This is a genomic window from Cypionkella sp. (assembly GCF_034376685.1).
In the GTDB taxonomy this organism is placed as follows: domain Bacteria; phylum Pseudomonadota; class Alphaproteobacteria; order Rhodobacterales; family Rhodobacteraceae; genus Cypionkella.
Genome location: NZ_JAXMJJ010000029.1, coordinates 110,696 through 131,368, shown reverse-complemented (window position 1 = coordinate 131,368; position 20,673 = coordinate 110,696). Strand labels below are relative to the sequence as shown.

Here is a 20,673-nt window from a genome sequence, read left to right as displayed (position 1 = left end):
ACGTCCCGATGCCGCGTAATTAGGCTCGCGCAATCGGCGCCCCATAATCAGACCACCGCAATCAGGCCCGTGCAGCGTCAGGGCCGCAGATGCCGCACTCTGGCACCCCATTCAATAGCGGCGGCGTGGAGACGGTCGATGTTCAGCTCTTCGCGCACCTCTTCCAGCATGCGCAGTTCCGCCTCGCGCAGGCTGCCGTCGGCTGTGGCGACATCGCAGGCCAAAGCATAGGCGGTTTCATTCAATCGCTCGGGCAGCGCGTCGCGGATCAGGCCGAACAGCGCCTCCAAGCCGTCTTCTTCCTCGAACAGATCAAATACGGTTTGCGCCACGACCCGGATGCGATCGGCGTCGTAGCTGCCAAACACCGGCATGTGGTTCACCGTGCGCTGAATTGCCACCAGTTCAGCCGTGCGCATGTTCTCATCCGAAGCGGACACCGCGATCATCACGGCCAGCAGCGCGTCTTGGGGCGACAGCGAGGGGGGGGTATCGGGCAAGTCTGCTCTCCTATTGTTGCGGTGCAGAATATTGACCTGCGCGCGTGGCGGCAATAGAGGACAGGGGCTTGTGGTGACATGGGGTTGCCACGCGTTGGAGTATGCCGCGATGTCCGCTTTGCGCGATGCTGGGATGAAATCGAAAGCTTGGCCCTTTGAAGAGGCCCGCGCGCTGCTGAAACGCTACGAAAAAAAGGCACCGGAAAAGGGCTATGTGCTGTTTGAAACCGGCTATGGCCCCTCGGGTCTGCCGCATATCGGCACCTTTGGCGAAGTGGCGCGCACCACGATGATCCGGCGGGCGTTTGAGGCGATCTCGGACATTCCGACGCGTCTGATCTGTTTCTCGGATGATGTCGACGGGATGCGCAAGGTTCCCGAGAATGTGCCGCAACAGGATATGCTGCGCGAGCATATGCAGAAGCCGTTGACGTCTGTGCCCGACCCTTACGGTGAATTCGACAGCTTTGGCGCGCATAACAACGCCATGCTGCGGCGGTTTCTGGATACGTTTGGCTTTGAGTATGAGTTCATCAGCGCCACCGAGTTCTATAAATCGGGCAAGTTCGACGATACGCTGAAGCTGGCGACCGAGCGCTATGATGCGATCATGAAGATCATGCTGGCCAGTTTGCGCGAAGAACGTCAGCAGACCTATTCCTGTTTTCTGCCGATCCACCCCGAAACCGGGCGGGTGATGTATGTGCCGATGAAGAACGTCGACCCGGTCAACCACACCATCACCTTTGATGATGAGGATGGCCGCGAATGGACGCTTCCGGTGACGGGCGGCAACGTCAAGCTGCAATGGAAGCCGGACTTCGGCGCACGTTGGGCGGCGCTGGATGTTGATTTTGAGATGTATGGCAAGGACCATTCCACCAATACCCCGATCTATGATGGGATTTGTGAGGTGCTGGGCGGCAAAAAGCCGAACCATATGTCTTATGAGTTGTTCCTTGACGATCAGGGCCAGAAGATTTCGAAATCCAAGGGCAATGGCCTGACGATTGACGAATGGCTGTCCTATGCCTCGTCGGAAAGCCTGTCGTATTTCATGTATCAGAAGCCGAAGACGGCGAAACGGATGCATTTCGACGTGATCCCGCGGGCGATGGACGAATATCACCAGCAGTTGCGGGCGTATCCGACGCAGGACGTCGATCAGCAGGTCAACAATCCGGTGTGGCATATCCACAAGGGCAATCCGCCTGCGTCGAAAATGGTGGTGCCGTTCTCGATGCTGTTGAATTTGGCCTCGGTGTCGGGCGCGAAGGATGCACGCGGCCTTTGGGGCTTTATCAAGCGTTATGCGCCGGATGCCTCGCCCGAAGGCAACCCCGATCTGGATGCGGCGGCGGGCTATGCCTTGCGCTATTTTGCCGACCGGATTGCGCCGACGCGGGTGTTCCGTCTGCCTTCGGATCAGGAACGCGCGGCAATGCTGGATCTGCGGGCGCGGTTGGTGGCCTGGGACGGCGGTTTGGACGACGAGGCGCTGCAAAGCATGGTATTTGCCGTCGGGAAAGACCACGCGTTCGAGCCTTTGCGGGACTGGTTCAAGGCGCTCTATGAGGTACTTTTGGGTGCCTCGGATGGCCCGCGCTTTGGCGGCTTCATCGCGCTTTATGGCGTGGAAGAAACCATTGCGCTGCTCGATCGCGGCTTGAATGGCGAGCTTATCGCCTGATCTGCTGAAAACTGCGCCCCTGACTCAACGCTAGCGTGTGTGTCGGGGGTTTTTATTTGACGAAACCTCGGGCTGGTTTACCATTTATGATGGGGACGGTGGTATGAGGTGTTGCGATGCGACTTTACCTTTATGTTGCCGCTTTAGTCGGGCTGACCTTGCCCGCTATGGCGCAGGAAGTGCCTATTCAACAAACCATTCAACAGCAACTCGATGCGTTCAATGCGCAGGATATTGGCAAGGCGTGGACCTATGCCTCACCCAACATCAAAGGCATTTTCGGCACGCCGGATGAGTTTGGCGAGATGGTCGAGAAGGTTTATCCGATGGTGTGGCGGCATGACGCGGTGCGGATGCTGGAACTGCGCACCGTGGCGGGCAATCTGTGGCAGCGGGTGATGATCACCGATGCCGGCGGGCGCACCTATCTGCTGGATTACATGATGGTTGAGACGCCGGAGGGTTGGCAGATTAACGCCGTGCAACTGTTGCCGCAGCAGGGTGTTGGGGCCTGAGGCGCTTTTGCAGCGTGGCGGCTGTCATCGTTTGACAGCGCAGTGGCCTTTGGGGCCGAAGTCGAGAGTCATGCTTTCGGGCGGTGAGCTTTGATCAGCGTGGGGTCGGTCTCGATCCAGCCCGCGCCGATCAGGTCGAGGCAATAGGGCACGGCGGCGAAGATAGAGTCGAGGCTGGTGGCGATGGCGCTGGGGCTGCCCGGCAGCGAGATGATCAGGGTTTTGCCCCGGATGCCAGCAGTTTGCCGCGACAGAATTGCGGTGGCGACGACTTTGCCATTGGCCGCGCGCATCGCCTCGCCAAAGCCCGGCAATTCCATGTTAATTACATCCGCAAGCGCCTCGGGGGTCTGGTCGCGCGGGCTGGGGCCGGTGCCGCCGGTGGCGAGGATCAGGTCGGCCCGCCAGTTATCAGCGAGATCGCGGAGTTCGGTGGCGACTTCGGCGCGGCCATCTGGGGTGATGCGACGGAGGATTTCGACGGGGGTGGTAAGGGTGCGGCGCAGCCAGTCTTCGGCTGCCGGGCCGCCCCGGTCTTGGTATTCGCCCTTTGACGCGCGATCAGAGACGGTGAGAATGGCGATGCGGGCAGCGGGTTTGGGGGCGGACATGGGGCGGCTCCTTTTGGCCGCAGGGTGCGGGTTTGGTGGGGCGGGTGCAAGCCCCTGCTTGCCGCAACGCGCCTGCGGGCGTAAGCTGAGGCTTGCCCGGATGGGGCCGAAAAAGGATGCCGTTTGCCTGATTTTACGCTGCCCGATCTGGGCTGGTCTGACCATTTCTCTGAACAGCTGACCGAGGAGGATGCGGCGTTTGTGCCGGCGCGGCTAAGTTCGCTGCATCGGGCAAGGGTGCAGGCTTTGACGGCGGACGGCGCGGTGGAATTGCTCTGCCCGCCGACGCTTTCGGTCGCAGGCATGGCGGTGGGCGACTGGGTACTGGCCGACGGTCCGCGCGTGGGCCGGGTGCTGGAGCGGGTCAGCCTGTTGCAACGCCGGGCTGCGGGGACCGGGACGGTGGCGCAACTGATCGCGGCGAATGTCGATACGATGTTCGTCGTCACCTCTTGCAACGCCGATTTCAACGAGGCGCGGTTGGAGCGTTATCTGGTGCTGGCGCATTCCGCCGGTATCACGCCGGTGGTTGTGCTGACCAAAGCGGATATGGCCGAGGCCGCACCCTATATCACGCGGGCAGAGGGACTTTCGGCGGGGATGGCAGTGGTGGCGTTGAACGCCAAATCCGGTGATCTTGCTGTGCTCGATCCGTGGTGTCGGGCGGGGCAGACGGTGGTTTTGCTGGGATCTTCCGGTGTGGGAAAATCCACCTTGGCCAATAGCTTGACCGGGGGGGCATTAGAGACAGGTGCTGTGCGGGAGGATGACGCCAAGGGCCGTCACACCACGACCTCGCGTTATCTGCTGGCTTTGCCTGCGGGCGGTTGGCTGATCGACACGCCGGGGGTGCGCGAGTTGCAGCTGACCGATGTGGCGGATGGCATTGATGTGCTGTTTTCCGATCTGATCGACCTTGCGGCAGATTGTCGGTTTCGCGATTGCACCCATTCCGTCGAGCCGGGTTGCGCGGTGCAAGCTGCGATCAAGGCGGGCGTGGTCGATGCGCGGCGACTGGAAAGCTGGCGGAAACTTGGGGCTGAGGAAAAGGCCAATTCGTCCGCGATGCAGGTGTCAAAGGTGCGGGCGGCGGGGAAATATACCAAGAAATCCGCGGCAAAGCGGCGGCCTGGGGGCTGAGCGCCGGGGGTTTCACCCCCCCGGACCCCCGTGGGATATTTGCCCCAATGTGAACGCAAATTTTAGTTAAATTTTATGGGCTTGGCTGGTTTGAGGCTTGGCTGGCCCAGAGGAATTGCTCGGGCGTTTCTACCGCGCAGGGGCGAACTTTGCGCAGACGGTTCAGCGCGGCTTCCGGGCCTTCTCCGGCCTCGATCATCAGGCGCAAGGCGGCGGTGCCGGATCTGCCGCAACCGCCCATGCAGTGCAGCAGGACCTTGTGGCCATCCTCAAGTTCGCTATGCACGACGATGGAAATATAGTCCCAGCCTTCGCCGGGGGTGTCGTAATCGGCGGTGGGCAAATGCGCCCAGGCAATGTCAGCGCCTTCCAAATCAAAGCCGAGCGTTGGCCCCACGCGCTCCAGTTCCTCATAGGTGATGAATGTGACGACCAGTGACGGTTGCCAATGCCGGACCGCGATCAGGTCTGCCTCATAAAACCCGGCGCGGCCGGGGCACGGACTGATGCCCAGCACCCCCTGCCCTACGCTCAGTTCTGCGATTGTCAGCCGCATCTGTTCCTCTTTGGTTTACGTTTGGCCACGCGCGGCTTAGGTTATGGCAACCCGAATCCGCCCGCATAGTCCTGAGGCATGATGACCGAAACCACGCCGCAAACCTATCAGGTTCTTGCCCGCAAATACCGCCCCGCGACCTTTGCCGATCTGGTCGGGCAAGAGGCAATGGTGCGCACGCTGAAGAATGCCTTTGCGGCGGACCGGATTGCGCATGCGTTCATGCTGACGGGTATTCGCGGCACCGGCAAAACCACCACCGCGCGGATTGTGGCCAAGGGGCTGAATTGCGTCGGGCCTGATGGTCAGGGCCTGCCGACTACCGAGCCGTGTGGCGTGTGTGAACCTTGTGTGGCGATTGCGGAAGGCCGTCACGTTGACGTGATGGAGATGGATGCGGCCAGCCGCACCGGCGTCAATGACATGCGCGAAGTCATTGATTCTGTGCATTATCGGGCGGCCTCGGCCCGCTATAAGATCTATATCATCGACGAAGTGCATATGCTGTCGAATGCCGCCTTCAACGCGCTTTTGAAGACGTTGGAAGAACCGCCGGCACATGTGAAATTCATCTTCGCCACCACGGAAATCCGCAAGGTGCCGGTGACGGTGCTATCGCGCTGCCAGCGCTTCGATCTGAAGCGGATCGAGCCGGAAGTGCAGATGGCCTTGATGCGCAAGATTGCGAATGCCGAGGGCGCACAGATTACAGATGGCGCTTTGGCGCTGATTGCGCGCGCGGCGGAAGGCTCGGCGCGGGATGCGACCTCGCTGTTGGATCAGGCGATTTCCAATGGCGCGGGGGAAACCACCGCAGATCAGGTCAGGGCGATGCTCGGGCTGGCGGATCGGGGCCGGGTGCTGGATCTGTTTGATTTGATCATGAAAGGTGAGGCGGCCGGAGCCTTAGCGGAACTGTCGGGGCAATATGCCGACGGCGCTGATCCGATGGCAGTGCTGCGCGATCTGGCGGAAATCACCCATTGGGTCTCCGTCATCAAGATCACGCCGGAAGCTGCCGAAGACCCGACGACGCCGCAGGATGAGCGCGAACGTGGGTTGGCGATGGCTGCGGTTTTGCCGATGCGGGTGCTGACGCGGATGTGGCAGATGCTGTTGAAGGCGTTGGAAGAGGTGGCGCTTGCCCCCAATGCGATGATGGCCGCCGAGATGGCGGTGATCCGGCTGACGCATGTGGCCGATTTGCCGGACCCTGAGACGCTGGTGAAAAAGCTGATGTCGCAAGCGGCCCCTGCGCGGCCTACCGGGGGTGCGCCTGCTGGTGGCGGTGGCGGCATGGTGCATGGCGCGCTGCGGATGGCGCCTTCTGCGCCCATGCGTGGGCCAACTATGCAGGTCGGCCAGGCCTTGGCGGTGGCCGAAAGCCAGTTGGTGGTGTATTCCAGCTTCGCGCAAGTTGTTGAACTGATCCGCGAAAAGCGTGATATGCGCTTGCTGGTCGAGATTGAAGAAGGCGTCAAACTGGCGAAATACGCGCCGGGGCGGATCGAGTTTGAACCGGCTGCGGGTGCGAAACCCGATCTGGCGGCGCGGTTAAGCCAGCGGTTGCAGGGCTGGACCGGGGCGCGTTGGGGCGTGTCGGTGGTCAATACCGGTGGTGCGCCGACGCTGGCCGAAGAGCGTGATGCGGCGCAGAACGCGGCGAAAGCTGAGGCGATGGAAAACCCGCTGGTGCAGGCGGTGATGCTGGCGTTTCCGGGGGCGAAAATCTCTGAGATCAGGACGGCAGAGGCGATGGCGGCGAGTGCCGCGATCGAGGCTTTGCCGGAGGTAGAAGACGAATGGGATCCGTTCGAGGACAGCTAAGGAGTTGATATGCTAAAAGGTTTGGGCGGCATGGGCGATATGGCCAAGATGATGAAAGCCGCGCAGGAAATGCAGGGCAAGATGGCCGAGCTGCAAGAAGAAATGGCGCGCACCGTTGTGATCGGCGAGGCGGGCGCGGGGCTGGTCAAGGCACGGGCGACCTGCAAAGGCGAAGTGACCGGGCTGGATATTGACCCGTCGATTCTGGTCGCCTCAGAAAAGGAAGTGGTGGAGGATCTGATCATCGCCGCGATCAAGGATGCGCAAAACAAGGGTCAGGCCCGCAACATGGTCGAGATGCAGAAAATGACGCAAGCGCTTGGATTGCCTGCGGATTTCAAGCTTCCAATCTAGGGGAACCCTGCCGGAATGGAGCAATCGCGCGACATTGAAACGCTGATCGAATTGATGGCGCGGTTGCCGGGGCTTGGGCCTAGGTCGGCACGCAGGGCTGTGTTGGCGTTGCTGAAAAAGCGGGGGCCGCTGATGGCCCCCTTGGCGCAGGCGATGGCAACGGTGGCGCTGACAGCGAAGGATTGCGTGATCTGCTGCAATATCGGCACCAGTGAAATCTGCCCGATTTGTAGCGACGAAACCCGCGCCAATGGGGAGATTTGTGTGGTTGAGGATGTCTCTGACCTCTGGGCGATGGAACGCGGCGGGGCGTTCAAGGGCCGCTATCATGTGCTGGGCGGAACACTTTCGGCACTGGATGCGATTGGGCCGGATGAGCTGGGCATCCCCCGGCTGGTAGAGCGGGCGGCGGCGGCGACAGAGGTGATTCTGGCGCTGAATGCCACGGTGGATGGCCAGACCACCGCGCATTACATCGCCGATGCACTGGCGGGGCTTGAGGTGCAGATCACCTCGCTGGCACAAGGCGTGCCGATTGGTGGCGAGTTGAACTATCTCGACGATGGCACCATTGGCGCGGCGCTGCGGGCGCGCCGCCGCTTTTGAGCCAATTTAGCGGCGCTTCACAACCATACCGTGCTTCTGCCGCATTCCCGCCTTAATTCGGCGTCTTATTGGGGTGGCGGATAACCGGAGAGCATCATGGCTGTTGTTTCAATGATTACAGGCGGATTTCTCGGTTTCTTCTCGGCGCTGTTTGGACTTGTGGCTTTGAACGTGACATGGCTGACCGCCCTGTGGTTGTGGAGCGGTATTGGCTGTGCCGCAGCCATTCTGCTGTTGGGCTATGCCATGCTGCCACGCCGCAAACCGGCAGAGCATCATCATCCAGAACACGCCTAGCGCGTAATTTTTTCTTGATCTGTGGCCAGAGTCGCCCCTAACTTACCCTGCGACGTTGACTCTCTGCGATCCCTGTCTCCGATTTCGGCCACAGCATTCGACAAAGGCTGACTGCGCCAAGCCGCCGCAATCTCGCGGGCGGAACTACTAAGGGAGACGTCACGATGGCTAAGGGCACCGTGAAATGGTTTAATGAAACCAAAGGCTTCGGCTTTATCGCCCCGGAAGGTGGCAAGAAGGACGTGTTTGTGCACATCTCGGCGCTGGAGCGTGCTGGTCTGCGCTCGCTGAAAGATGGCCAGCCGGTCACCTTCGATATCGAAGCGGGCCGCGATGGCCGCGAATCGGCGACCAATCTGGCGCTGGCCTGAAACTTCGGCGCAAGCACCGTATCACATTTGAAAGGGGCGCATTTTATGCGCCCCTTTTGTATTGTCGCCATATCCCTGATCACTGCTGGCGATCAGGATGGCAGCTGATCGCATTTTCAGATCAGACGCGCCGCCAGTCGCTCCCGTAGGGCATGTTCAAAGCCGACCCGCAGCGAGATGCCCGAAGCGGGCGCGCGCAGCACCACCGCCGCACCGCGCTGTTCGGGGAATTCCTGTGTTGTGCATTCCTGCGACAGCAGGATCACCGGCACGCGCCGCGAGACATCTGCCAGCAGTTCATGGGCACGCCGACCTGCTGCAAGACCGCCAATCGCATCGCAATCAATGACGCACAAGCCGTAACCCGCCGGATCTTCAATCACCGCTTCCAGCCCGACGAACAGATCATCCACCATCTCAACCTTGCCACCCAAGCCAGCAAGGCGATGCGGCAGGATGTTGCCGTCTTGCGCTTGCGTAACCAGCATCACCCGAACGCCGAATCCGACCGGAGATGCACTATGATGTTCAAATGACCGAATGACTTGCACGATTGTTCCCCTAAACATGGCAGGCGTTCTGCGTCTTGATTGTTCTACTTTAGGCGACAGTTGCGGCGAAATTAGGCGGGCATTCAGGCATTTCGCGGTCAATTGTGGCGGTGATTAGGCGTTGAACCTGCAGGCTTTGCCCGCCATGATCGCCGCAACAGCAGTCAGGTTTCCCGCATCATGCCAGCGCCAGATTACCAAAGCCTTATCGACGCCGCGACCTGGGGGTTTATCCGCGACAGTGAAGCCTGTTATCCGCCCGGCACCGCCAGCCTGACCATCGCCGATCAGCGCCGGATCTATGATGCGATGTGCGCGACGTTTCATCGCGGCTATCCGGCAGGGGTGGTGGCAGAGGATAAGGTGATTGCAGAGGTTCCGTGCCGGATCTATCCGGGCGCTGGCCCGACGGTGGTGTATCTGCATGGCGGCGGCTATGTGGTGGGCGGGCTCCACAGCCACGACGACGTTTGCGCCGATATTCGCGCGCTTACGGGCTTGCAGGTGGTGGCGGTGGATTACCGTTTGTCGCCCGAGCATCTGCATCCTGCGGCGTTTGAGGATGCGACGGCAGTGGTGCAGGCTTTGCAGGGGCCACTGGTGCTGGCGGGGGATTCCGCAGGCGGCAATCTGGCGGCAGCGGTCAGTCATGCGTTGCGGGGCGATGCGCGGATCTTGGGGCAGGTGTTGATCTATCCGGGCTTGGGCGGGGATCGGACAAAGGGCAGCTATCTGACCCATGCTTTCGCACCGATGCTGACGCTGGCGGATGTGGAATTCTACGCAGGCATCCGGCATGGCGGGGCAGAGGTGCAGGGCGATGCAACCGTCGCCCCCTTGCAGGATACCGATTTTAACGGCCTGCCACCCACCATCGCGATTGCCGCCGAATGTGATCCGCTGGCCGATGATGCGCATGACTATGCTGCGGCGATCCGGGCTGCAGGCGGGCGGGCGGTGTCGTTCACAGCACCCGGCATGGTGCATGGCTATCTGCGCGCGCGGGTGACAGTACCTCGGGCGGCGGCATCCTTCACCGAAATTTGCAACGCGATCAGCGCCTTGGCACAAGCCCGCTGGCCCTATGGAGAGACCCAATGAACGCACATGCCAATATCACCCACTGGGCCGAGCGCGTCGACATGGCGGCAGCGTTCCGTTGGAGCGTCAAGCTGAACCTGCATGAGGCGGTCTCGAACCACTTCAGCCTTGCGGTGAACCCCGAAGGCACGAAGTTCCTGATGAACCCCAATATGCGCCACTTTGGCCGGATCACCGCATCCAGCCTGCTGGAGATTGACGCAAATGATCCCACCACGATGAACCGCCCTGACGCACCCGACCCGACCGCCTGGGGCCTGCATGGCAGCATCCACCGCGCTTTGCCGCATGCGCGCTGCGTGATGCATGTGCATTCGATTCACGCGACGGTGTTGGCCAGTTTGGCGGACAGCTACCTGCCGCCGATCGACCAGAACTCGGCGATGTTCTTTGGGCGGCAAGTGGTGGATGCCGATTACGGCGGCATGGCGTTTGAGGAAGAAGCCGCGCGCTGCGTCCAGCTTTTGGCCGACCCGAAGATCACCACCATGATCATGGGCAATCATGGCGTGCTGATCATCGGCCAAACGGTGGCGGATGCCTTCAACCGCCTGACCTATTTTGAGCGCGCCGCCGAAACCTACATCCGCGCTTTGCAAACCGGAAAGGCCTTGCGAATCTTGTCGGATGCAGTGGCCGAGAAAACCGCGGGCGAATGGGACAACTACCCCGGCTATGCCGAGGCACATCTGCGCGAGATCAAGGCCTTGCTGGACGAAGAAGGTGCGAGCTACGCCAGCTGAGGGCGGAATTCGCGCGAATTCCGTCTACGATTTTCGCGCGAAAATCGGCTAGGCGGTGAAGAACGGTTTCGCCTTCATACTGGGCGGAACCGCCACCCCCATCCGCGTCAGGATCGACGGGGCCAGCGCCAACTGGTCGAGCACCACATCGGCGGCGGGCATCTCGGAATCGCCGAAGTAATAGAACGCGAATTCCTGCTGCAATTCGCCCGCACCGCCATGATGGCCGCGTTCGTCCTGGCCGTGGTCGGCGGTGACGATCACCTCATAGCCCGCGCTGCGCCATTGATGCAGGAAGGTGGCAAGCATTTCGTCCATCCGGTAACAGGCGTCGTCCATCTCCTCGCAGTCGTGGAAGAAGCGGTGGCCGAGACTGTCGAGCGTGCAAGTGTGCAGGATGCCGTAGTCGATGCCTTTCACCAGACACAGCCGGGTCAGCGTGGCAAACAGATCGACATCCGAGGGCGTCATCTGGTTGTAGCTGCTATCCCCGGTCATGGTGTGAAAGCGGCCGTGGGTGATCGGGCCTTCGGGCTCATCATATTCAATGTCGCGCACCATATCGAACGGATAGCGGTTGAAGAATTCCGACCAGAAACTGTGGGTCACTGCCCCGGTCTTGCCGCCCGCTTTGGAGATTTCCGAGAACACATCCGGTAATTCCAAGCGGCGGCGCAGGCCGTTGCCCCAGATGCCATGCACCTGTGGTGGCGTGCCGGTGTGGATCGAGGCGTAGCAAGAGCCAGAGGTCGAGGGCAGCACCGAACGCATCCGCCAGACCCTTGCCTCGCCCGCGGCGACCCAGCCTTCAAGATTGCCAAACAGGCGGCGCCAGTTGCGGTAGGGCACGCCATCGAGGATGATCAGCAGTAGTTTGCGCATTTACAACTCCGGCCCGGCGGAGATCGCGAAGCCTCCGGCGGGGATATTTATGAACAGATGAAACGGCGACGGCAGCGGCTTAGTTGCCGCCGCTTTCCATTTTGCGCGAGGCGAGCACCTCTTCGAGCCAGCCCAGTTTCATCTCGGGCACCGAGGACAGCAGAAGGTCGGTGTAGTCGTCGAAAGGCGGGGTCAACACATCGGTCTTGCTGCCGTAGCGCACGACCTGGCCACGATACATCACCGCGATCTTGTCAGCGATGGCTTTCACCGTCGCAAGGTCATGGGTGATGAACAGATAGGCCACGCCTTCGCGGGCTTGCAACTCCAGCAGCAGTTTCAGGATGCCATCCGCCACCAGCGGATCGAGGGCCGAGGTGACCTCATCGCAGATGATCAGCTTGGGCTTGGCGGCCAGCGCGCGGGCAATGCAGACGCGTTGCTTCTGGCCGCCGGACAGTTCGGCCGGGTAGCGGTCGATAAAGCCCGCGCCCATTTCGATTTCTTCCAGCAGTTCCTGAATACGCTTGCGTTTCGCGTCGCCTTTCAGACCGAAGTAAAACTCCAATGGCCGCCCGATGATGGTGCCGACGGTTTGGCGCGGGTTCATCGCGGTATCGGCCATCTGGTAGATCATCTGCAATTCGCGCAGATCATCCTTCGAACGGCTGGCGAGATCGGGCGACAATGTGCGGCCCGCAAAGGTGATGCGGCCTTGGGCTGCAGGCAAAAGCCCGGTAATCACCCGAGCGAGCGTGGATTTGCCCGAGCCGCTTTCGCCCACCACAGCAAGAGTTTGGCCTGCGGGCAGATCAACGGTGACATTCTTCAACACGTCGAAATTGGTGCCCTTGTAGCGCGCCGTCACATTGGCGACCGACAGCACCGGCGGGGCTTCGGCTTTCTCAACGTGGTCAATCGAACGCACCGACACGAGTGCCTGTGTATAGGCTTGCTGCGGCGCGTTGATGATCTGATCGGTCGTGCCGTATTCGACCTTCTTGCCGCCGCGCAGCACGAGGATATCATCGGCGACCTGCGCCACCACAGCGAGGTCGTGGGTGATATACAGCGCCGCCACACCGGTATCGCGGATCGCGGCTTTGATCGCCACCAGCACGTCGATTTGCGTGGTCACATCCAGCGCTGTGGTGGGTTCATCGAAGATCACCAGATCCGGCTTCGGGCAGAGTGCCATCGCTGTCATCGCACGCTGCAACTGCCCGCCCGAAACCTGATGCGGATAGCGGGTGCCAAAGCTTTCGGGATTGGGCAGACCAAGCTTGCGGAACAGCTCTACCGCGCGGGCTTCGGCCTCGGGGCGGGTCATCAGCTTGTGGTGCAGGCTGGTTTCAATCACCTGCTCCATCAGCCGTTTCGCCGGGTTGAACGCAGCGGCGGCGGATTGGGCGACATAGGTGACCTCGCGACCGCGCAGGCTGCGCAGATCGCTGGGGCCAGCCGTGCGGATATCGCGGCCGTTCAGCATCACCTGACCGCCTGACAGTCGCACCCCACCGCGCCCGAACGACATCGCCGAAAGCCCGATGGTGGATTTGCCCGCACCGGATTCGCCAATCAGGCCCAGAACCTTGCCCTGTTGCACAGAGACAGACACATCATCTACCAGCACCACATCGCGCGGTTTCTCACCCGGCGGGTAAGAGGTGGCCTCAATCCGCAGGTTCCTGATTTCCAGCAAGGCAGGTGTGGGTTTCATCTGATCAAGCACCGCGACCGCCTTTCAGGCTGGTGGTGCGCGACAGCACCCAATCCGCCACCAAGTTCACCGAGATCGCCAGTGCTGCAATCGCAATCGCCGGAGCAAGGGCGGCAGGGATGCCGTAGACCAGACCCGCCGAGTTTTCCTTCACCAAGCCGCCCCAATCCGCCAGTGGTGGCTGCACGCCAAGGCCAAGGAAGGACAGGGTGGAGATGAACAGCACCGCGAAGATAAAGCGCAGACCTAGTTCAGCCACCAAGGGCGACAGCGCGTTGGGCAGGATTTCCGAGAAGATGATCCAACCCTGCCTTTCGCCGCGCAGACGGGCAGCCTCAACGTAATCCATCACGGTGATATCTACTGCAACCGCCCGACTGAGACGGAAAACCCGCGTCGAATCCAGCAATCCCATCACCAGAATCAGGTTCAGCGTGGTCACATCCACCGCCGTCAGGATCACCAGCGAGAAGATCAGCGTCGGCACCGCCATGATCAGGTCGATAAACCGCGACAGCGCCTGATCCACCCAACCGCCTGCGGTCGCCGCCAGAAAGCCCAACACCGAGCCGGTGACAAAGGACAGGATGGTGGAGGCCGTGGCGATAAAGATCGTCACCTGCGCGCCATAGATCATCCGCGTCAGCAGATCGCGCCCGATACTATCGGTGCCCAGCCAATGCGCAGACGAGATCGGATCCCAGACGCCGCCGACCAGCTCATCCATCTGATAGGGCGCGATCAGTTGCGCGAAGATGGCGATGAAGAAAAAGCCCCCGGTCAAAACCAGACCGAGCAGCGCGGAAAGCGGAATGCGCCTCATTTCGGGTGCCTCAATCTTGGGTTGGCCAAAATGGACACCACATCCGCAAGGATGTTCAGCCCAATGTAAACGGCGGCGAAGATCATGCCGCAAGCCTGCACCACCGGCAGGTCGCGTTTGGTGACGTGATCGACCAGATATTGCCCCATGCCGGGATAAACAAACACCACCTCAACCACGACAACGCCGACCACCAGATAGGCCAGGTTCAACATCACCACGTTGACCACAGGGGCGATGGCGTTCGGAAACGCATGACGCCAGATCACGGTCAAAGGCGACAGGCCCTTCAGCTCGGCCGTCTCGATATAGGCCGATTGCATCACGTTCAGGATCGCCGCCCGCGTCATCCGCATCATATGCGCCAGCACCACCATCACCAGAACGATGACGGGCAGGATGATCGCGCCCAAACGCTCAAACACCCCCATGCCGGGGAAAACCATCGACATGGCAGGGAACAGTTGCAGCTTTACGGCAAGGAAATACAGCACCAGATAGCCCGCCACAAATTCGGGCAGGCTGATCGTCGCCAGTGTCACGCCCGAGATCAGCCGGTCCGGCCAGCGCCCGTTATAGCGTGCGGCCACCAGACCCAACAAAATCGCAAGCGGCACCGAGATCAGCGCAGCCCAGAACGCAAGGAACAGCGTGTTGCCCAGACGGTTGCCGATGGATCTGGCGATATCTTCGCCATTGGTCAGCGCCGTCCCCATATCCCCGGTCAGAAATCCAAACAGCCAATGGCCATAGCGCGACAGCACCGGGTCATTCAGACCCATTTTCTCGCGCAGGTTGGCCAAAGCCTCTGGCGTGGCGGACTGACCCAGCATGGCTTGCGCGGCATCGCCCGGCAAAGCCTCGACCCCGAAAAAGATCAGCGCCGAGACTGCCAACATGAGCAGCAGACCCAGCGCCAGACGCTGGGCCACGAGTTTCAGGACCGGATGCATACGGCGATCAGGTGTTCAGCCAGCACTTGGCAAGTGCGCGGCCATTCATCAATTCGCCATTCGGATCAGCCTCCCAGCCAGCAACTTCATCGCGCTTCGCTTCAACGAAATCGTTGAACATCGGGCAGATCAGACCGCCGTTGTCGCGCAGATTGTTCGCCAGTTCGGAATACATCGCCTTGCGCTTGGTTTCATCCAACTCGGCACGCGCGCCGATCAGGGTTGCGTCGAACTTCGGATCCTTGAACTTGGTGTCGTTCCAGTCAGCGGTGGACAGGTAAGCCGTGGAATACATCTGATCCTGCACCGGACGTCCGCCCCAATAGCTGGCGCAGAACGGAGCCACGTTCCAGACGTTCGACCAATAGCCATCATCCGGCTCGCGCTTGATTTCCAGCGGGATACCGGCCGCATTGGCCGATTGCTGGAACAGCTGGGCGGCTTCGACTGCGCCGGGGAAGGCACCTGCGGCCACCTGCAACACGATGGGCGAGCCATCATGGCCAGATTTCTTGTAAGCCTCAGCCGCAGCGGCTGCATCATATTCGCGCTGCGGGATGGTGTCGTCGAACAGCGGATAGGCGGCGTTGATCGGGAAGTCATTGCCGCGCGAGCCCAGGCCGCCAAGGATCTTGTCGACCATTTCCTGACGGTTGACCGACAGTTTCAGCGCCATGCGCAGATCGTTGTTGTCGAAGGGGGCCTTGTCGCAATGCATGATAAAGACGTAGTGACCACGGCCAGCAACGGCCTGAATCGAGATCCCCGGCGCGCCTTTCAGCAACTCGACGATCTTCGGGTCGACCCGGTTCATCATGTGGATCTGACCGGCTTGCAGCGCCGAGGTGCGGGCGGTGTTGTCGTTGATCACGATGATCTCGACGTCATCGGCATGACCCATCGTGCTGTCGAAATAGTTGGCGTGCTTGGTGAAGGTGTGGCGCACGCCCGGCTCGTTTGCGACGATCTTGTAGGGACCCGCGCCGATGCCAGCCGCCGGGTTGTCAACACCACCGCCGGGTTGGATGATCAGGTGATAATCGGCCATCAGGAACGGCAAGTCGGCATTGCCCGAGGCCAGCTTCAGCGTGACCATGTCACCCTCGGCCTTCATCTCGGTGATGTCCTTGACGATGCCCAAAGCGCCCGACTGCGATTTCTCATCGGTGTGGCGCTTCAGCGTAGCGACCACGTCATCGGCGGTGACAGTCTTGCCGTCGTGATATTCGACACCCTGACGGATCTTGAATTTCCACTCCATCGCGTCCGGCGACGAGCTGATTTCTTCGGCGATGCGATAGTCGATCTCGCCCTTGGCGTTCACGTCGACCAGCATTTCGCCCCAGATCATGTTGACAGCGAACGGCACTTCCGACGCGGCCAATGCCGGATCCAGCGAGTTGGTGCTCTCGCCGCCCTGCATGCCTGCGCGCAGCAGACCGCCCTTTTTCGGCTCTTCCGCACGGGCAGCCGAGGCCAGCAGCGTCGAGGCCAGCGCCGCAGACACACCCAAAGCGCCAGCACGGCCGACGAATTCGCGGCGGCTCATCAGGCCCTTGGCAGCGCGGCTTAGCAGATAGTTCAACTCATTCGACATTGTGTTCTCCCTGAACTTGCCCAGATTTTCGGGCTGTTTTTTGTTGATTACCCAATCAGTAACCCGTGAATTTCCGTTATGGCAACGATTCTTGACCGCAAAGGGTCAAACAAATCTGCGCGGCACCTCATCATCAAAGTGGCGTTCAAACAGCTTGGTGTCACCCTCCCATGCCGTCAAGCTGGCCTTCAGGTGCAGGTGGGTGGCCGTGGCGGTCATCTCAGCCCAAGCATTTGTCTTTACAAACCAATCTCCGCGTGACAACCGCTGCTCCCAGGTATGAACCGCGCGGGCAGACAGCGGATCATCGGGATGGATTTGCCACAGCTCTGTCATAGACTCGCCGGTGCAAAGCCCGTGTGACAGATTTTCAACATCGCCCAGATCATCGCTGATCACCAAGGCGGTGGTGCCTGAAATCAAGTCGGTTTCGATTTTGCGCGTGGTCTTGCCCGCCCGCAGCACTTTGTTCGCCCAAGGCGTCGCGGCCTCAGGCGCAGGTGGCTCCCATTCATTCTCGCTGCCTTGATGCACGGGCAGATCGAGGCTTCCCGCCGTCACGGTCAGCGTGGCCGCTTCGGGCGAGGGCCACAGGAACGGCCAGTAGGTCGTCGACAGCGCCAAGCGCAGATGATGCCCCGCAGCCAGCCGATACGCCATCTGGTCGATGTTGAACGCCACCGCCACCGCCTGCCCCACGGGCATCGGCACCGGGTCTTCCATGCTGTCGCGGTGGCACAAGTTCAACATGCCATGCGCAATCCGTACCGACGATCCATCCGGCGCCACATCACACAGCCGCGCCACCACAAACCCCAAGGGCTGATCGCTGGACAGCGTCAGGCTCAACCGCGCCGCACCCAACAGATCCAACGACTCGGCCAGCGCCGCGCCATCGAAGCATACCGAGATCGCGTCATCGCTGGCCTGATCGCCCGGCATCTCGGCATTCAGCCCCATCGGAAAGAACTCGCCCGTGTGCATGCCCAACTGCTGCGGCGTGTTCACTTGCAAAGAAAACTCTGGGCCACCCTCTCTGCTCAAATATCCTCGGGTGCTTTGGAGGGCAGACGGCTCTCCAGTGCCAACCCCAAGCACCAATACCTGCCGCGAAACCCGCGGGCTAGGCCAAGCCGCCTCTGCCACCCAATGTCCCGCCCGATGTTTGGCCGACGCATCTGGGGCCTCGGAGTGAATCATATATGCCCGATAAGCCGGATCATGCTCCGCGCCGTTCTCGATGCCCTTCAACCAGCGATCCCACCAGCGCAGGGCCACCTGCAAAAACCCGATCGCAGGCCCCGGCACAGCGGTATGCGGATACTGATGCACCCAAGGCCCGACGATGCCTTGCACGGGCGCTGGCACATTCTCCACCAGATGCGCCACAGTGTTCATGTAATTGTCGGCCCAACCGCCCCAGGACAGTACCGGCACGGTCATGCGGGCATAGTCCTCAGACACCGAGCCGTGCTTCCAGTAGTCATTCTTTTCCTGCATTTCGGCCCAACGCGGTGCCAACCACGGCTCGTTCTCCAGCCGCCTCAACCACTCCGCCCGCCAATCCGCCCGCAACACCGGGTCCGATGGCCTGCTGGAGTAAGACAGCATCACCGCCCCCCAACCAAAATTCTCGCCCAGCAAACAGCCGCCCTTGTAGTGAATATCATCGGCAAATCGGTCAGTCGTCGAGCACACCGACATCACCGCCTTCAGCGCCGGCGGCTGCAAGAACGCGGTCTGCAAGCAGTTAAATCCGCCCCAGCTTTTCCCCATCATGCCCACAGAACCCGAGCACCAATCCTGTGCCGCCAACCACTCGATCACCTCACAGGCATCGGCGAGTTCCTGAATGGTGTATTCATCCGTCATCAAGCCTTCGCTGTCGCCGTTGCCGCGCATATCCACCCGCACGCAGGCATAGCCGTGGCCTGCGACATAGGCGTGCATCATCTCATCGCGCGGCAAAGTGCCATCGCGCTTGCGGTAGGGGATGTATTCCAGCACCGCCGGCACCGGACCTGCGCCCACAGGCCGCCACACCCGCGCCGACAAGCGACAGCCGTCGGAAAGCACGATTCCCATGTCGGGATCATCGGTAATCGCAAAGGGAAAGTCGGTGACAATTTTCATTCGGATCCCTCATGCGCTGCGCGCGTATCAGGCGACGCTAAGGTGTTGAAATCCGTCCTTCAAGCGGCGCTTTAGACCCCGTTTGCGACCTCGCGTCACATTCGCGTCAAATGACCTCTTGCAACGCAAACCCAAGCGCGCCACCACTTTGGCGCAACCCCGAAAACCGCAGAGGATCCGCCATGCCCAGCCGCCCGAATATCCTGATTGTCATGGTGGATCAGCTGACGGGCACGCTGTTTGACGATGGCCCCGCCGCCTTCTTGCACGCCCCGAACCTGCGCCGCCTCGCCGATCATTCGGTGCGCTTCGCCAATGCCTACACCGCCTCGCCGCTCTGCGCCCCGGCCCGTGCAGCCTTCATGTCCGGCGCCTTGCCCCGCCGCACCCGCGTCTACGACAATGCCGCCGAATTTGCGTCCGACATTCCCACCTACGCCCACCATCTGCGCCGTGCGGGCTATTACACCTGCCTGTCAGGCAAGATGCATTTCGTCGGCCCCGACCAGATGCATGGATTCGAAGACCGCTTGACCACCGACATTTACCCCGCCGATTTCGGCTGGACCCCGGATTACCGCAAACCCGGTGAACGCATCGACTGGTGGTATCATAACCTCGGCTCCGTCACCGGCGCGGGTGTGGCGGAAATCACCAACCAACTCGAATATGACGACGATGTCTGCCATCAAGCGGTGCAGAAAATCTACGACCTGTCGCGCGGGCTTGATCCGCGCCCGTGGTGCCTGACCGCCAGCTTCACGCACCCGCATGACCCCTTCGTCGCGCGCAAGAAATACTGGGATCTCTACGAAGGCGCCCCCGAGCTGGAACCACCAGAACCGCTCGCCTATGAAGATATGGACCCGCATTCCCAACGCCTGATGGACGCCTGCGACTGGCGCGGGCTGGAAGTCACCCCCGACCACATCCGCCGAGCCCGCCAAGGCTATTTCGCCAACATCTCCTATGTCGATGCCAAAATCGGTGAGATTTTCGAAGCCTTAGAAGCGACCCGCCAGGAAGCCATCGTGATCTTCGTCTCCGACCACGGCGAAATGCTGGGCCGCAAGGGCCTGTGGTTCAAAATGAACTTCTTTGAAGGCGCGTCCCGCGTCCCGCTGATGATCTCCGCGCCGGGGCTAGAGCCGCAACGCATCGACACCGCCGTCTCGACCATCGACTTGACGCCAACGCTGTGCGATCTGGCAGGCATCTCGATGGCAGAGGTGATGCCGTGGACCGACGGCGAAAGCCTGCTGCCGCTGGCCAAAGGCACGCCACGCATCACCCCCGTCGCGATGGAATACGCCGCCGAAGGCAGCATCACCCCGATGGTCGCGCTGCGGCTTGGCGCATGGAAATACATCCACTGCCCCGCCGACCCCGATCAACTCTACGATCTCGCCTCAGACCCCGAAGAAAACCACAACCTCGCAGCCGACCCCCGCGCCGCCGAAGTCCTCGCCCATTTCCAAACCCTCACCCAAGACCGCTGGGACATCCCCGCCTACGACGCCGAAGTCCGCCAAAGCCAAGCCCGCCGCTGGGTGGTCTATGAAGCCCTGCGCAACGGGGCCTACTACCCTTGGGATCACCAACCCCTGCGCGCCGCGTCCGAGCGTTACATGCGCAACCACATGGATCTGAACGTGCTGGAAGACAACAAACGCTTCCCGCGCGGGGAATAAACAGACGAATTT

At 61.0% G+C, this 20,673-nt stretch carries 21 protein-coding genes; 11 read left to right on the top strand and 10 right to left on the bottom strand.

The genetic code is table 11. The features are described 5' to 3' along the window. Positions 1-77 precede the first annotated feature (77 nt). Positions 78-500 (bottom strand): tellurite resistance TerB family protein, encoded by a 423-nt coding sequence (locus U1A24_RS06705; protein ID WP_322321195.1) that lies wholly within the window; start codon positions 498-500, stop codon positions 78-80. A 109-nt stretch (positions 501-609) separates the two neighbouring features. On the opposite strand from U1A24_RS06705, the gene U1A24_RS06700 reads away from it, so the two are divergent. Together U1A24_RS06700 and U1A24_RS06695 are read left to right on the top strand one after the other, a co-directional pair. Further along, complete coding sequence (locus tag U1A24_RS06700) at positions 610-2,190, top strand: lysine--tRNA ligase (protein WP_322321194.1); 1,581 nt, start codon at positions 610-612, stop codon at positions 2,188-2,190. A gap of 116 nt (positions 2,191-2,306) precedes the next feature. Beyond that, positions 2,307-2,705 (top strand): DUF4864 domain-containing protein, encoded by a 399-nt coding sequence (locus tag U1A24_RS06695; RefSeq protein WP_322321193.1) that lies wholly within the window; start codon positions 2,307-2,309, stop codon positions 2,703-2,705. A gap of 68 nt (positions 2,706-2,773) precedes the next feature. Here the strand turns inward: U1A24_RS06695 and mog are convergent, their stop codons facing one another. Next, on the bottom strand, positions 2,774-3,316 hold the full coding sequence (gene mog, locus U1A24_RS06690) for a molybdopterin adenylyltransferase (protein ID WP_322321192.1): 543 nt from the start codon (positions 3,314-3,316) through the stop codon (positions 2,774-2,776). Positions 3,317-3,439: 123 nt separating this feature from the next. On the opposite strand from mog, the gene rsgA reads away from it, so the two are divergent. Beyond that, entirely contained in the window at positions 3,440-4,456 is a 1,017-nt protein-coding gene (gene rsgA, locus U1A24_RS06685) for a ribosome small subunit-dependent GTPase A (protein ID WP_322321191.1), read from the top strand. Positions 4,457-4,529: 73 nt separating this feature from the next. On the opposite strand, the gene U1A24_RS06680 is transcribed toward rsgA, so the two are convergent. Beyond that, positions 4,530-5,012 (bottom strand): protein-tyrosine phosphatase family protein, encoded by a 483-nt coding sequence (locus U1A24_RS06680; RefSeq protein ID WP_322321190.1) that lies wholly within the window; start codon positions 5,010-5,012, stop codon positions 4,530-4,532. 81 nt (positions 5,013-5,093) lie between these two features. Between U1A24_RS06680 and U1A24_RS06675 the strand changes: the two genes are divergently transcribed. The 5 genes from U1A24_RS06675 (at position 5,094) to U1A24_RS06655 (ending at position 8,467) form a co-directional block, all read left to right on the top strand. Then, positions 5,094-6,839, top strand: coding sequence for a DNA polymerase III subunit gamma/tau (locus U1A24_RS06675; RefSeq protein WP_322321291.1), 1,746 nt, complete (start codon positions 5,094-5,096; stop codon positions 6,837-6,839). Between the two features lie 9 nt (positions 6,840-6,848). Further along, positions 6,849-7,193: a YbaB/EbfC family nucleoid-associated protein gene (locus tag U1A24_RS06670; RefSeq protein WP_322321189.1), complete on the top strand. Its 345-nt coding sequence runs from the start codon at positions 6,849-6,851 to the stop codon at positions 7,191-7,193. Positions 7,194-7,208: 15 nt separating this feature from the next. Next, on the top strand, positions 7,209-7,799 hold the full coding sequence (gene recR / locus U1A24_RS06665; protein ID WP_322321188.1) for a recombination mediator RecR: 591 nt from the start codon (positions 7,209-7,211) through the stop codon (positions 7,797-7,799). A 96-nt stretch (positions 7,800-7,895) separates the two neighbouring features. Further along, positions 7,896-8,096 carry a hypothetical protein gene (locus U1A24_RS06660; protein ID WP_322321187.1) on the top strand — a complete coding sequence of 67 codons (201 nt, stop codon included), beginning with the start codon at positions 7,896-7,898 and terminating at the stop codon, positions 8,094-8,096. Between the two features lie 164 nt (positions 8,097-8,260). Next, positions 8,261-8,467 (top strand): cold-shock protein, encoded by a 207-nt coding sequence (locus U1A24_RS06655; RefSeq protein WP_054005237.1) that lies wholly within the window; start codon positions 8,261-8,263, stop codon positions 8,465-8,467. Between the two features lie 116 nt (positions 8,468-8,583). On the opposite strand, the gene U1A24_RS06650 is transcribed toward U1A24_RS06655, so the two are convergent. Next, complete coding sequence (locus U1A24_RS06650; RefSeq protein ID WP_322321186.1) at positions 8,584-8,955, bottom strand: hypothetical protein; 372 nt, start codon at positions 8,953-8,955, stop codon at positions 8,584-8,586. Positions 8,956-9,198: 243 nt separating this feature from the next. Between U1A24_RS06650 and U1A24_RS06645 the strand changes: the two genes are divergently transcribed. Beyond that, entirely contained in the window at positions 9,199-10,119 is a 921-nt protein-coding gene (locus U1A24_RS06645; RefSeq protein WP_322321185.1) for an alpha/beta hydrolase, read from the top strand. After that, on the top strand, positions 10,116-10,862 hold the full coding sequence (locus U1A24_RS06640; RefSeq protein WP_322321184.1) for a class II aldolase and adducin N-terminal domain-containing protein: 747 nt from the start codon (positions 10,116-10,118) through the stop codon (positions 10,860-10,862). The genes U1A24_RS06645 and U1A24_RS06640 overlap by 4 nt, the downstream gene beginning before the upstream one ends. Before the next feature lie 48 nt (positions 10,863-10,910). Here the strand turns inward: U1A24_RS06640 and U1A24_RS06635 are convergent, their stop codons facing one another. The 6 genes from U1A24_RS06635 to U1A24_RS06610 all read right to left on the bottom strand — a co-directional run bounded on the left by U1A24_RS06635 (position 10,911) and on the right by U1A24_RS06610 (position 18,970). Beyond that, the gene (locus U1A24_RS06635; protein WP_322321183.1) at positions 10,911-11,744 is read right to left on the bottom strand and encodes an alkaline phosphatase family protein; all 834 of its coding nucleotides are present in this window, start codon (positions 11,742-11,744) and stop codon (positions 10,911-10,913) included. A 79-nt stretch (positions 11,745-11,823) separates the two neighbouring features. Further along, a complete protein-coding gene (locus U1A24_RS06630) occupies positions 11,824-13,464 on the bottom strand; it encodes an ABC transporter ATP-binding protein (protein ID WP_322321290.1) in 1,641 nt (546 codons plus the stop codon). 4 nt (positions 13,465-13,468) lie between these two features. Then, positions 13,469-14,287: an ABC transporter permease gene (locus tag U1A24_RS06625; RefSeq protein ID WP_322321182.1), complete on the bottom strand. Its 819-nt coding sequence runs from the start codon at positions 14,285-14,287 to the stop codon at positions 13,469-13,471. After that, positions 14,284-15,240 carry an ABC transporter permease gene (locus U1A24_RS06620; RefSeq protein WP_322321181.1) on the bottom strand — a complete coding sequence of 319 codons (957 nt, stop codon included), beginning with the start codon at positions 15,238-15,240 and terminating at the stop codon, positions 14,284-14,286. The genes U1A24_RS06625 and U1A24_RS06620 overlap by 4 nt, the downstream gene beginning before the upstream one ends. Before the next feature lie 7 nt (positions 15,241-15,247). Beyond that, positions 15,248-16,837: an ABC transporter substrate-binding protein gene (locus U1A24_RS06615; RefSeq protein WP_322321180.1), complete on the bottom strand. Its 1,590-nt coding sequence runs from the start codon at positions 16,835-16,837 to the stop codon at positions 15,248-15,250. Positions 16,838-16,942: 105 nt separating this feature from the next. After that, complete coding sequence (locus tag U1A24_RS06610; protein ID WP_322321179.1) at positions 16,943-18,970, bottom strand: CocE/NonD family hydrolase; 2,028 nt, start codon at positions 18,968-18,970, stop codon at positions 16,943-16,945. Positions 18,971-19,152: 182 nt separating this feature from the next. On the opposite strand from U1A24_RS06610, the gene betC reads away from it, so the two are divergent. Then, the gene (gene betC, locus U1A24_RS06605; RefSeq protein WP_322321178.1) at positions 19,153-20,661 is read left to right on the top strand and encodes a choline-sulfatase; all 1,509 of its coding nucleotides are present in this window, start codon (positions 19,153-19,155) and stop codon (positions 20,659-20,661) included. Positions 20,662-20,673 lie beyond the last annotated feature (12 nt).

Excerpts from the sequence above, each read along its gene's own strand:
- U1A24_RS06700 (WP_322321194.1), top strand. The coding sequence starts at position 610 with ATGTCCGCTTTGCGCGATGCTGGGATGAAATCGAAAGCTTGGCCCTTT.
- U1A24_RS06695 (WP_322321193.1), top strand. The coding sequence starts at position 2,307 with ATGCGACTTTACCTTTATGTTGCCGCTTTAGTCGGGCTGACCTTGCCC.
- mog (WP_322321192.1), bottom strand. The coding sequence starts at position 3,316 with ATGTCCGCCCCCAAACCCGCTGCCCGCATCGCCATTCTCACCGTCTCT.
- U1A24_RS06680 (WP_322321190.1), bottom strand. The coding sequence starts at position 5,012 with ATGCGGCTGACAATCGCAGAACTGAGCGTAGGGCAGGGGGTGCTGGGC.
- U1A24_RS06675 (WP_322321291.1), top strand. The coding sequence starts at position 5,094 with ATGACCGAAACCACGCCGCAAACCTATCAGGTTCTTGCCCGCAAATAC.
- U1A24_RS06670 (WP_322321189.1), top strand. The coding sequence starts at position 6,849 with ATGCTAAAAGGTTTGGGCGGCATGGGCGATATGGCCAAGATGATGAAA.
- recR (WP_322321188.1), top strand. The coding sequence starts at position 7,209 with ATGGAGCAATCGCGCGACATTGAAACGCTGATCGAATTGATGGCGCGG.
- U1A24_RS06660 (WP_322321187.1), top strand. The coding sequence starts at position 7,896 with ATGGCTGTTGTTTCAATGATTACAGGCGGATTTCTCGGTTTCTTCTCG.
- U1A24_RS06655 (WP_054005237.1), top strand. The coding sequence starts at position 8,261 with ATGGCTAAGGGCACCGTGAAATGGTTTAATGAAACCAAAGGCTTCGGC.
- U1A24_RS06650 (WP_322321186.1), bottom strand. The coding sequence starts at position 8,955 with ATGCTGGTTACGCAAGCGCAAGACGGCAACATCCTGCCGCATCGCCTT.
- U1A24_RS06645 (WP_322321185.1), top strand. The coding sequence starts at position 9,199 with ATGCCAGCGCCAGATTACCAAAGCCTTATCGACGCCGCGACCTGGGGG.
- U1A24_RS06640 (WP_322321184.1), top strand. The coding sequence starts at position 10,116 with ATGAACGCACATGCCAATATCACCCACTGGGCCGAGCGCGTCGACATG.
- U1A24_RS06635 (WP_322321183.1), bottom strand. The coding sequence starts at position 11,744 with ATGCGCAAACTACTGCTGATCATCCTCGATGGCGTGCCCTACCGCAAC.
- U1A24_RS06630 (WP_322321290.1), bottom strand. The coding sequence starts at position 13,464 with ATGAAACCCACACCTGCCTTGCTGGAAATCAGGAACCTGCGGATTGAG.
- U1A24_RS06625 (WP_322321182.1), bottom strand. The coding sequence starts at position 14,287 with ATGAGGCGCATTCCGCTTTCCGCGCTGCTCGGTCTGGTTTTGACCGGG.
- U1A24_RS06620 (WP_322321181.1), bottom strand. The coding sequence starts at position 15,240 with ATGCATCCGGTCCTGAAACTCGTGGCCCAGCGTCTGGCGCTGGGTCTG.
- U1A24_RS06615 (WP_322321180.1), bottom strand. The coding sequence starts at position 16,837 with ATGTCGAATGAGTTGAACTATCTGCTAAGCCGCGCTGCCAAGGGCCTG.
- U1A24_RS06610 (WP_322321179.1), bottom strand. The coding sequence starts at position 18,970 with ATGAAAATTGTCACCGACTTTCCCTTTGCGATTACCGATGATCCCGAC.
- betC (WP_322321178.1), top strand. The coding sequence starts at position 19,153 with ATGCCCAGCCGCCCGAATATCCTGATTGTCATGGTGGATCAGCTGACG.